The sequence below is a fragment of the Trebonia sp. genome, assembly GCF_049794275.1.
Lineage (GTDB): Bacteria > Actinomycetota > Actinomycetes > Streptosporangiales > Streptosporangiaceae > Trebonia.
Map to the genome: position 1 here is coordinate 1 of NZ_JBARCR010000570.1, position 3,896 is coordinate 3,896.

At 71.7% G+C, this 3,896-nt stretch carries 4 protein-coding genes; 3 read left to right on the forward strand and 1 reads right to left on the reverse strand.

From position 1 onward, the window contains the following. The 3 genes from WA805_RS15535 to mshC form a co-directional block, all read left to right on the forward strand. On the forward strand, window positions 1-256 hold a 256-nt coding region (locus WA805_RS15535), incomplete at its 5' end, for an IclR family transcriptional regulator domain-containing protein (RefSeq protein ID WP_425242675.1). 40 nt (window positions 257-296) lie between these two features. Beyond that, window positions 297-1,865 (forward strand): amidase, encoded by a 1,569-nt coding sequence (locus WA805_RS15540; RefSeq protein ID WP_425242676.1) that lies wholly within the window; start codon window positions 297-299, stop codon window positions 1,863-1,865. Between the two features lie 57 nt (window positions 1,866-1,922). Beyond that, window positions 1,923-3,197, forward strand: a complete 1,275-nt coding sequence (gene mshC, locus WA805_RS15545; protein ID WP_425242677.1) for a cysteine--1-D-myo-inosityl 2-amino-2-deoxy-alpha-D-glucopyranoside ligase — start codon at window positions 1,923-1,925, stop codon at window positions 3,195-3,197. Between the two features lie 333 nt (window positions 3,198-3,530). Here the strand turns inward: mshC and WA805_RS15550 are convergent. Continuing rightward, window positions 3,531-3,896, reverse strand: a 366-nt coding sequence (locus tag WA805_RS15550; protein WP_425242678.1) for a hypothetical protein, incomplete at its 5' end; no start/stop codon positions are given.

A 3,896-nucleotide genomic window follows, 5' to 3' on the forward strand; every position in this document is an offset into this window, starting at 1 on the left:
GCAGGCGGCCGCGCGCCTGGAGCGCATCGCCGCGGAGACGGCTGAGCGCGGCTGGGCGGTGAGCGAGGAGGAGATCGACCGCGGGGTGTGGGCGGCGTCGGCGGCGGTGACCGACGGGCGGTCCACCGTGGCCGCGCTGACCGTGCCGTCCCCGCTGGTGCGGTCGCCCGCCTCGATCCAGGAACGACTTCTCAGCCAAGTATGCAGGGCAGCCCAGCAGGTCAGTGACCTGCTGCGGGATGCGGAGCGATCCTAGGCGGTTACGGAGCAGCACCAGTGGCGTTTATCCTGCCGCCATGCCGGATTTCCAGACAACGCCAGAACTCTTCCCCGAACGCGGGTCCATGAGCATCGATCCGGTGTCGTCATCGGTGGCCGAACTGCGCCAGGCGATGGCCGACGGCCGGCTCACCGCGACGGCGCTCACCCGGCACTTCCTCGAGCGGATCGAGGAGCTGAACCCGGCGCTGCACGCGGTGATCACGGTCAACCACGACGCGGTTGCTGAGGCCGCGGCCAGCGACGACGCCTGGGAGTCCGGCCAGCCGCGCGGTCCGCTCGAAGGCATCCCCGTGCTGGTGAAGGACAACGTCCAGGTGGCCGGCATGCCGACCACGGCCGGCTCGCCGGCGCTGCTGCCGGCGTGCCCGCCGGATGCCTTCATCGTCTCCCGGCTGCGCGCGGCGGGCGCGGTGATCCTGGCGAAGGCGAACCTGTCGGAGTGGGCGAACTTCCGGTCGACCCACTCGAGCAGCGGCTGGTCGTCTCTCGGCGGGCAGGCCAACAACCCGTACGTGCTCGACAGGAGCCCGTCCGGGTCGAGCTCAGGGTCGGCGGCCGGGGTGTCGGCCGGGCTGGCGCCGCTGGCGGTGGGCACCGAGACCGACGGCTCGATCGTCTCCCCGTCGAGCGCCTGCGGCGTGGTGGGCGTCAAGCCGACGGCCGGCCTGGTGAGCCGGACCGGGATCGTGCCGCTGTCCCCGGTCCAGGACACCGCGGGGCCGATGGCCAAGTCGGTCGCCGACGCGGCCGCGATGCTGTCCGTGCTCGCCGCCGCCGACCCGGACGATCCCGCCGCCTCCGCGCTGCCGGCTCACGCTGCCACCGACTACACCCAGTTTCTCGACCCGGCCGCGCTCGACGGCGCGCGGATCGGCGTCTGGCGGGGCGCCTCCGCCCGGGCGGACGCCGCCACGAAGGTGCTGCTCGAAGCGGCGGTGCGGACGTTGCGGTCGCTCGGCGCGATAGTGACCGACCCGGTCGACCTGCCGGACGTGGAGAAGATCACGGTCCCGGAGTTCGACGCGCTGTACTACGAGTTCAAGTACGGCATCAACGCCTACCTCAAGTACCTGGCCACCGTGGACGGCGGGGCGGACATCCCGGGTTCGCTGGCCGGGCTCATCGAGTTCAACGAGCGCAACGCCGCGTGGGTGCTGTGCAGGTTCGGCCAGGAGATCTTCCACGCCGCCGAGGCGACGACCGGCAACCTGGCCGACCCGGACTACCTGGAACTGCGCGGGTTCGCGACCCGGCTGGCGGTCGCCTCGCTGGAGACGCCGACCGCGGAGCACAGGCTGGACGCGATCATCTCGCTCACCGCGAACCCGGCGTGGCTCACCGACTACATCCTCGGCGACCACAGCGTCTTCGGCGCCTCCCGCCCGGCGGCGGTGTCGGGCTGGCCGGCGATCAGCGTCCCGTTCGGGTACGTGCGGGGGCTGCCGGTGGGCGTGACGCTCGTCGGGCCGCGGTGGAGCGAGCCGCGGCTGCTCGCGATCGCCTACGCCTTCGAGCAGGCGACCGCGGCGCGCCGCCAGCCGTCGTTGCTCCCGACCCTGCCCCCGCCGCTCCCCAAGCCGTAGGACCTGCGCTTCCGCGGCCCTGCGGGCAGCGGGCAGCGGCACGATAACCTGGCATTCATGGATGCATGGCGTGGGCCCGAGGTACCTGACCTCCCCGGCCGCGGGCCCGAGCCGCGGCTGCGTGACACAGCGACCGGTGAGCTGACCGTCGCGGCGACCGGGCGGGACGCGTCGCTGTACGCCTGCGGGATCACCCCCTACGACGCCACGCACCTAGGTCACGCGGCGACGTTCACCGCGTGGGACCTGCTGGTCAGGGCCTGGCTCGACGCCGGCCACCACGTCACCTACACGCAGAACGTCACCGACGTCGACGACCCCCTCCTTGAGCGCGCCGAGCGCGACGGCGTCGACTGGCGGGAGCTCGCGCTGCGCGAGACCGACCGGTACCGCCGGGACATGGAGGCGCTGCGGATAGTGCCGCCTGCGCACCTGATCGGCGCGGTGGAGGCGGTGCCCCTCATCGACCGGTTCGCCGAGCGCCTCGCCGCCCGCGGTTCGCTGTACGACCTCGAGGGCGACACGTACTTCGCCCGCTGCGCCGACCCGGCGTTCGGTGCGCTGTCCGGCCCGGACAGCGCACCTGGACTGTCGCTGGCGCAGATGACGGCGCTGTCCGCCGAGCGCGGCGGCGACCCGGACCGGCCGGGCAAGAAGGACCCGCTCGACGTCCTCGTCTGGCGCGCGGAACGCCCGGGCGAACCCGCCTGGGACTCCCGCTTCGGCCCGGGGCGGCCCGGCTGGCACGTGGAGTGCGCCGCGATCGCCGTGGAGTTCCTCGGCGCGGCCTTCGACGTGCAGGCGGGCGGCAGCGACCTGGTGTTCCCGCACCACGAGATGAGCGCCTCGCACGCGCGCGTCGCCTGCGCGGCCGACGGCCGCGTCTTCGCCCGGGTATACGCGCACTCCGGCATGGTGGCCTACCGGGGCCAGAAGATGTCCAAGTCGCTGGGCAACCTGGTTTTCGTCAGCAAGCTGCGGGACTCCGGCACCGACCCGATGGCGATCCGCCTGGCCATCCTCGCCCACCACTACCGCTCCGACTGGGAGTGGACCCCCGAGGTCCTGACGGGTGCCACCACCCGCCTCACCCGCTGGCGCAGGGCCGTATCCTCCGCGACGGGCTCAGCCCGGGCCCCGGGCGTGCCCGCGGCGGACGATGTCCTGCGCACGGTCCGCGAACGCCTGGCCGAAGACCTGGACGCCCCGGGCGCGCTAGCCGCGATCGACACCTGGGCCGACGCGGTACTGACCGCCCCAGGATCGGTCCCCCCCGCCGACGCCCGCCTAATCCGCGACACAGCCGACGCCCTCCTAGGCATAGCCCTGTAGTGCTGAAGATTTGACCCCCATACGGGGTCAAATCTTCAGCACTAACGGAAAGCAGCCCCGCGTCGCGGCTGAGTTCCGTACCCCAAACCCCACCGTCCCCCCACGTCACGCGCCACGCCGGGGCGTTCATGATCACGAAAGAAAAATTTCCTATACGCATACTTTTCTTTCGTGATCATGGAATTGAAACGAGCGGGCGTTTTGCCCTTACCTCCTACGTCAGTTTTCGTCAAGGAACACTTTTGTGGCGTTGTGGATTTCGCCCGAGTTATCCACAGCCAGAAGATCAAATCCCCCCGCCGCATCGACACCGCGCACGCTTGGCTCTATGACTCAGGATCTCTCCGCGGGCACTTCGTCCCCGCAGCCCGTTCCGGGGACACCCGGCAGCACCCCGCCAGCCAGGACGCCCACGATCAAGGCTCCCACGACCAGGACATCCGACATCGAGAAGCCCGCGACCGAGGCCAGCGCGTCACAGGCCAAGCCGGCGCCGGATGCGCCGGCACAAGCCGCGTCCGCGCAGATCGAGGCCTCAGGGGCCGCTCCGGCGCAGGCAACGGCGACGCAGGCAAAGCCGCCGGGCAGGAATGCGTCCGCCACGAAGCCCTCGACACGGAGGCTGCCGGGCCGGAAGGGCAAGTCCCGGCGCAAGCCGCCCGCGCCGCGGCGGGGCGAGCGCCGTGCGCAATCGCGTAC